Annotated in this window: 5 protein-coding genes; 2 read left to right on the top strand and 3 right to left on the bottom strand. The window is 35.3% G+C overall.

Translation table 11 applies throughout. From position 1 onward, the window contains the following. Both F6K13_RS13100 and F6K13_RS13095 read right to left on the bottom strand, forming a co-directional pair. Positions 1 to 1,228 (bottom strand): bifunctional serine/threonine-protein kinase/formylglycine-generating enzyme family protein (locus F6K13_RS13100; protein ID WP_287287588.1); only part of this gene is annotated, 1,228 nt, incomplete at its 3' end. A gap of 126 nt (positions 1,229 to 1,354) precedes the next feature. Further along, the gene (locus F6K13_RS13095) at positions 1,355 to 1,636 is read right to left on the bottom strand and encodes a hypothetical protein (RefSeq protein WP_124145022.1); all 282 of its coding nucleotides are present in this window, start codon (positions 1,634 to 1,636) and stop codon (positions 1,355 to 1,357) included. 284 nt (positions 1,637 to 1,920) lie between these two features. Between F6K13_RS13095 and purD the strand changes: the two genes are divergently transcribed. Then, positions 1,921 to 3,198, top strand: a complete 1,278-nt coding sequence (purD, locus tag F6K13_RS13090) for a phosphoribosylamine--glycine ligase (RefSeq protein ID WP_124145023.1) — start codon at positions 1,921 to 1,923, stop codon at positions 3,196 to 3,198. 21 nt (positions 3,199 to 3,219) lie between these two features. On the opposite strand, the gene F6K13_RS13085 is transcribed toward purD, so the two are convergent. After that, the gene (locus F6K13_RS13085) at positions 3,220 to 3,489 is read right to left on the bottom strand and encodes a hypothetical protein (protein ID WP_124145024.1); all 270 of its coding nucleotides are present in this window, start codon (positions 3,487 to 3,489) and stop codon (positions 3,220 to 3,222) included. Positions 3,490 to 3,700: 211 nt separating this feature from the next. Here F6K13_RS13085 and F6K13_RS13080 point away from each other — a divergent pair, with 211 nt between their 5' ends. Then, the gene (locus tag F6K13_RS13080; protein WP_124145025.1) at positions 3,701 to 5,881 is read left to right on the top strand and encodes an ATP-binding protein; all 2,181 of its coding nucleotides are present in this window, start codon (positions 3,701 to 3,703) and stop codon (positions 5,879 to 5,881) included. Positions 5,882 to 6,397 lie beyond the last annotated feature (516 nt).

The following is a 6,397-nucleotide window of genomic DNA, read 5'->3' as shown; positions in this document are numbered from 1 at the left end:
CTCCTTTAAAGTAGGAAGGATTTTCCCCCATAATGACTAAATATTGGTCTTGAGTAATGGAGTATTTACTCATACAAAAAGGTTGAAGAGTTACTTGACGCTGGGGATTTTCTTTATCAGTTCTTCCAGCTTCGTTTTTCGGTGAACCCATGAGAAAACTACCACCAGGAATATAAACTATTTCTAATTTAATACCATTACCTAAATCTTCTATTTTTTGCCTCACATTTCTCTGGGTGCGCTTGATAGTTTTGCCAGATTTGTTGACCGTCACAACCTCAAAAGTAAACATTTCTTCTTTTGTAAATATTGGAAATATTTTGGGTTTATAAGTAGAGTTAATTTTTTGTTGAGATTTAGGGTTAACAACCGATAATATCTCTCCTACATTTTGAAACCTTTTCTTAGTCGCTCCCATAATCATTTTATCTAACAGTTTAGCAACTTCATCACTTACGGTAAACTTTAAATATTCTCGCCACACCCATTCACCTTCACTCACATCAAATAAATCAAAAGGTTCCACCTGAGTTAATAAATGAATACAAGTCACACCCAAACTATAAATATCACTAGCAAAAGTTGCTTTGCCTAATGCTTGTTCTGGGGCAGCATATCCTGCCGAACCAATTACAGTTCCTGTCACAGCTAAAGCAGTCTTTGTTGCATATTTAGCTGCCCCAAAATCTACTAATAATAATTGCTTATCTTTCCTTCTCCTAATAATATTCTCTGGTTTAATATCCCGATGAATTACCTGTCGAGAATGAATAAATTCCAATACGGGCAATAAACTTTTTAATAACTCCCAAATTTGCCTTTCATCAAAAGTTCCTGACAAGTCTAACTCCTGTTGTAAATTTTGCCCGTCGATAAATTCTTGCACTAAATACTGTCTGTTATCCTGAGTAAAATATGCCAAAAGTTCGGGAATTTGTGGATGTAATCCTAAACTATCTAAACGTTCAGCTTCTTGGGCAAATAATGAGGAAGCTTTTTCTAGGTTTTTGGTTCCTTGAGCTTGAGGAAAAAATTGTTTAATTACACAAAAAGGTTTTGATGGTCTGTACTCATCTACAGCTTGAAAAGTTCTGCCAAAACCACCTTGCCCAATAATTTTTAGAGCGCGATAACGTTCGACTAAAATTAATTTTTCACCGCAGCTTTGACAAAATTTTGTTTCTGGTGGGTTGGTTTTTAAACAATCTGGGTTTAGGCATTGGGTCATGGTTGCTCTCCTGATTTTATCTTCTTAGTTTCTACTTCTTCCTGCTTCAATAGAATTCCCGATAGGTATTCAACAATTAATAATTAATAATTAATAATTACCTCTTCTTATAAAGAAGACGATTTGCTAAATATCACCAACTTTTAAGAGTTGACATTCTATTTCTTCAGCCACTGATTCCCATTTGTTACTATTTAATCCTATATGTACTTTCTTATCGACAATAAACCCTCCACTTAATCTGACAAAAATTACCAACAGTCGATTCTGGCGATTCTCCTGCGGTGAATAAATTGTGACTTTTATTGGCTCTAAACACAATTCTTTAAATCTGCAAACTGTAAATTTATCTTTGCAAAATAACAAAACATCATCGTCATTTTTAAGTACTTGAAAATTATCATTCATATTAACCAACTCATCTCAACAAGCAATCTTTACTATATCAACTTAACTACCTATCCTTATTTTTAGTCAGACTTTGATACTTTATTTAAAATTTAACTTTCTCTTCTTGATAACTAATAACAAATCTGGTTATTATAGAGTGATTATAGGGTAAGGCATAACATAGATATCTATAATCAACTTTTCTAAATCGGATTTAGCATAAAGTATTCTCTCTTAGATAACTAAAGTATTCTTACTTTTTACTTCTTCCTTCTTACTTCTTCCTTCTTAACTTAAAAAACGTGAAAATATTAATAGTAGGTAACGGTGGTAGAGAACACGCGATCGCCTGGAAATTATCCCACTCTTCCCAAGTTCAACAAATATTTTGTACCCCTGGTAACGGCGGTACTGCCACCTTGCAAAAATGCCAAAATATACCCATTCCAGTTGAAGACTTCTCAGCCCTCAAACAACTTATTGCTGACCAAAATATTTCCCTAGTAGTAGTTGGCCCAGAAGTACCCTTAGCCCTGGGCATTACTGACTATCTACAACAACCAAACCTCAAAATATTTGGCCCCATCAAAGCAGGAGCCATTCTCGAAGCTAGTAAATCATGGGCTAAAGATTTCATGGCCGAAGCAAATATTCCCACGGCCAAATCAGCCACCTTTACCAGTGCCGAAACTGCCAAAGCTTACATCAAAGAAGTTCCCATAGTGGTTAAAGCAGATGGTCTAGCTGCAGGAAAAGGAGTTACCGTCGCCACTACAATTGAAATGGCTCATCATGCCATAGATGCCATCTTTCAAGGAGAATTCGAGCCAGATACCCAGTCTGTGATAATCGAAGAGTTTCTCACAGGTCAAGAAGTATCGGTTTTAGCCCTCACTGATGGATTAACTATTCGTCCCCTATTGCCAGCTCAAGACCATAAACAAGTGGGTGAAGGAGATACCGGACTCAACACTGGAGGTATGGGCGCTTATGCTCCCACTCCCATCATTACACCAGAACTAATGACCAGAATTCAACAAGAAGTTCTAGAACCAACTTTGACTAATTTACAAAAACGTGGTATAGACTACCGAGGCATTGTTTATGCTGGATTAATGATTAGTCCTACAGGAGAGCCAAAAGTCTTAGAATTTAATTGTCGGTTCGGCGATCCAGAAACTCAATCTATTCTTTCTCTGCTAGAAACTCCATTGGAAGAGTTATTTTTGGCCTGTTGTGAACAGCGTTTAGCTGAGTTGCCTCCGATAAATTGGAAACCAGGAGTAGCAGTGTGTGTAGTTTTAGCCTCCGGGGGTTATCCAGAAGCTTATGAGAAAGGTAAAGTAATTTCTGGAATAGAAAAAGCTGAAGCTACTGGAGTAACTGTATTTCATGCCGGAACTAAATTACAGGAACAACAGTTAGTAACTGATGGTGGCCGTGTATTAGGAGTAACAGCAATAGGGTCTGATTTTTCTGAAGCTAGGACAAAAGTTTACAATGCTGTAGATTCTATAGAGTTTGACCAAATGTATTATCGGCGGGATATTGGCGATCGGATTTTTGGATCTGTTCATTAATGGATAATGGATAATTGATAATTACCTCTGGTTCAAACCGTTACGGAATTGAATATCAGGAAATATTATTTCTTCTCTTGCTTGATTGGAGATGGCGAGGAGAACCGCTCTTGACAGAACCCCTTCGCTAACGCCATCCCACCCTACGGGAAACTGCGCTAACGACCGCTTTTTTACCCTTAAAAGGGGAAGCTTTAAACCATAATTATTTAATAATAAATAATTAATGATTCGGTAAATCAGGTACATCTCAATTTTGAATAAAGCCAAAAATTTATCGCTTTTAGGCAACAGCTCATCTGGAAACAGGGAATATCAAGTATATAGGAAAAAAGTATTTTTGCAAATATTATGAGATGCACCCGGCCAATTCAGAATATAAATAAAATAAATCTGAGCTTTCAAGAATTCTTAGTTATCCTAATTAATAATATAGTCAAAAATGCCTAATAAATTTTGACCTTTAACTTTATAACTTTATTTAAACTTTTGACTTAAAAAAATGCTTGCCCTCCTAAAAAAAATCGGAGAAATTATCGCTAACTGGTGGTCTGAGTTTACCCTCCAGACCAAACTCATGGCAGTAGTCACTCTTATGGTGTCTCTACTAATGAGTAGTTTTTCTTTCTGGGCAGTAAATACTATTCAACAGGATGCTCGTCTCAATGATACTCGCTATGGTCGAGACCTGGGACTATTATTGGCTGCAAATGTCGCTCCTCTAGTGGCAGAAGGCGATCGCAACGAAGTAGCGCGTTTTTCTCGACTTTTCTACAGCAGCACCTCTAGTGTTCGTTATATGCTCTACGCCGATGAGGAAGGAAAAATTTTCCTTGGTCTGCCTTTCTCAGAATCAGAGGTAAAGACGTCCCTGACTTTACGCCGTCGCATTCAACTACCAGAAGATTTTATGGCCAATGTAGAGGCAGGAAATTTGTCTGTCCTACCGATGGTGCGACAACATTTAACTCCTAATGGAGAATTAACAGATGTTTTTGTGCCGTTAATTCAAGAAGGTAAATATTTAGGAGTTTTGGCAATAGGAATTAATCCTAATCCTACTGCTGTTATTTCTTCAAATCTTACAAGAGATGTTACTTTGGCAGTGTTTGTTTCGATTTGGGCAATGGTAATTTTAGGGGCAGTATTTAATGCTTTGATTATTACTAAACCCGTTAAGGAATTATCAGAAGGTGTGAGAAATATTGCCCAGGGAAATTTTAAGCAAAGGATTGATTTACCATTTGGAGGAGAGTTAGGGGAACTAATTTTTAGCTTTAATGAAATGGCGGAGCAGTTAGAGAATTATAAGAAGCAAAATATTGAAGAATTAAGAGCAGAAAAAGCTAAGTTAGAAACTTTGGTTTCGACTATTGCTGATGGTGCTTTATTGTTGGATGCTAATTTACAACTTATGTTAGTTAATTCTACTGCTAGGCGAATTTTTAGTTGGGAAGGAAAAGATGTTGTGGGTGCAAATATTATTGATTATTTTCCTGTAGCTGTACAAATGGAAATTAGTAGACCGCTTTATCAAATAGCTGGAGGAGAAATAGAAGGTGGTGAATATTGCTGTACTTTGGATGAGCCAAATAAACGTACAATTAGAGTGTTATTAACAACGGTTTTGTTACATAGAGCACCAGGTAAAGAGTCTCTTTGTCAAAGTTGTATTTATGATGCAGATGATACTTGCAATTCTATTGAACGTCCTGAAGTTATTGAATGTACTCTTTATGAACATAAATTAGAAAAAGGTTTAAATTATCAGTACCGAGATAGTCTGAAAGGAATTGCTATGACTGTGCAGGATATTACTCGCGAAGTAGAGTTAAATGAAGCTAAAAGTCAGTTTATTAGTAATGTGTCTCACGAGTTAAGAACTCCTCTATTTAATATTAAATCTTTTATCGAAACTTTGTATGAATATGGGGAAGATTTAAGTGAAACAGAAAGAGGGGAATTTCTGGAAACTGCTAATCACGAAACAGACCGTTTGACTCGTTTGGTTAATGATGTTTTAGATTTGAGTCGTTTGGAATCTTGTCATATTTATCATCTAGATGCTGTTGATATTGCTCAACCTATAGAACAAACTTTAAGGACTTATCAACTTAATGCTAAAGATAAAGGAATAGAGTTAAATTATGAGATAGAACCTAACTTGCCTTCTGTAGTGGGTCATTACGATTTATTGTTACAAGTATTTGCTAATTTAGTCGGCAATGCTATGAAATTTACTGAAGCAGGGGGGAAAATAATAATTCGAGCATATATATTAGAATCTGACTCAGAAGTTTGCAATATTGAAGCTCAACAAATTGAAGAGGGAGGATGGATAGTTTCTCCTCCTCCTCCTCGACCAATAGATTTACATTTACCCTCAGAATCAAGTTGTCAAAAGTTTGTTAGAGTTGAAATTTCAGATACGGGAAGTGGTATTGAACCTGAAGACCAAGAGGCTATTTTTGAGAGGTTTTTCCGAGTAGAAAATCGAGTTCATACTTTGGAAGGAACTGGTTTGGGTTTGTCTATTGTCAGGAATATTATGGATAAGCATTATAGTAAGGTTCAGTTAGTTAGTGAACTTGGTGTAGGTACAACTTTTTGGTTTGATTTACCAGTATTTCAGCAAAGTATAGTATCAGAAGAAAATCAATTGTTAGATGTAACTCAACTTTAGAATAATTCAAAAGTTAAAATTCAAAAGTCAAAAGTCAAAAGTCAAAGGAAGAATTCAAAAGTTAAAATTCAAAAGTTAAAAGTTAAAATATTACGTTACCTTTCCTTCGACTTCCATACCAGTTTTTGAGTCATATATAGTATCAGAAAAAAATTAATTATTTAGATTTGACTAAACTCCATAACTAGGGAACAAGAATCAGAGTTTTAATTTTTTTATATATTGAGTGATTAATGACTGGAGTATCAGAAAAAAATTAATTATTTAGATTTAACTAAAATCCAGAATTAGGTAACAGGAATAAGGGTTTAAAATTTTTTATCTTATTGAGTAATGACTGAAAAATTATTCAATATGACTATATATACTGGGTACAATTTTCTGGTTTGATTTATAGCAGAAGGAAGAAGGAAGAAGGAAGAAGGAAAAAGAAAAAAAATTACGTTTTCTGAGTTTTAAGCTTTTGATATATCCTAACCTTTATTTCGACTGCTATACCAGTTTTTGACCCAGATA

The organism is Okeania sp. SIO2B9 (assembly GCF_010672505.1).
Classification (GTDB): domain Bacteria; phylum Cyanobacteriota; class Cyanobacteriia; order Cyanobacteriales; family Microcoleaceae; genus Okeania; species Okeania hirsuta.
Note: the sequence above shows the minus strand (reverse complement) of the source record. Positions and strands in the feature narration are given on the sequence as shown.